General features: G+C 44.4%; 1 pseudogene. It reads left to right on the forward strand.

The features are described from left to right. Positions 1-107 precede the first annotated feature (107 nt). A pseudogene (locus A3738_RS05185) lies at positions 108-554 on the forward strand (acetyl-CoA hydrolase); the annotation flags it as partial.

Genomic DNA, 554 nt, shown 5'->3' on the forward strand with positions numbered 1-554 from the left:
AAATTCTCGGGTCGCTTGATACGTATCAACACTATAAAAATGCTCCTCGCATACAGTACTATGACTTGAGTCATGACGACGAAGAAAAATAAATCGAGGAGCGAGCCATGCCAATACATCATAACCAGGTCGAAGCCTGCGTCGACGATGTGATTTCTTCATTAAACAGCAATATCGTGATGGGCATACCCTTAGGTATTGGAAAGCCTGTGCAGTTTGTGAATGCGCTGTATGCGAGAGCGAAAGCTGATTCCTCTATTAATCTTCGTATTATTACTGCTTTATCGTTAGAGCGACCTAAGCCTTCTGCTGGCTTAGAATCTCGGTTCTTAGAACCCGTATTTGAGCGCTTGTTTGGGGGGTATGTAGAGCTTGATTACGTGCAGGATCTGAAGCGCCAGAAGATTCCAGACAATATCGAAATTTGCGAGTTCTTTCTTAAGTCCGGAAGCATGCTCGCGAATAACTATGCGCAGCAGCATTATATTTCGAGTAATTACACGCACGTTGCGCGCGATATGATTGATATGGGGGCGAACTTACTATCGCAACAG

Source organism: Oleiphilus sp. HI0066 (assembly GCF_001635725.1).